The organism is Neisseria sp. HMSC061H08, assembly GCF_001836795.1.
In the GTDB taxonomy this organism is placed as follows: Bacteria; Pseudomonadota; Gammaproteobacteria; order Burkholderiales; family Neisseriaceae; genus Neisseria; species Neisseria subflava_A.
Genome location: NZ_KV830587.1, coordinates 1 through 249, shown reverse-complemented (window position 1 = coordinate 249; position 249 = coordinate 1). Strand labels below are relative to the sequence as shown.

The following is a 249-nucleotide window of genomic DNA, read 5'->3' as shown; positions in this document are numbered from 1 at the left end:
TATGAGGATTGGGTTGCCAACCTATGCGGGAACTTGGGCTATAAAACCAGACGCGCCCTATTTCAAAACATGATGAGCGTGGATATTTGGCTGCACAACGGCTGCCTGAAAATCAGCCCGAGCCGCCATGTCAAGCTGGAAGCGTGGGATGCCATTGATGCAGACGATGTAATTTTATCATTGGATAACAGCCCTGAAGAAATCGGAGCAGGTTTAAAGTTGGCATTGAGCCGCTGCCGATAATATTTG

General features: G+C 48.2%; 1 protein-coding gene. It reads left to right on the top strand.

Annotated elements, in window-relative coordinates; all coding sequences use genetic code 11:
* The coding region (locus tag HMPREF2675_RS08985; RefSeq protein WP_070814776.1) for a contact-dependent growth inhibition system immunity protein at positions 1–243 on the top strand (243 nt) is incomplete at its 5' end.
* Positions 244–249: the final 6 nt, after the last annotated feature.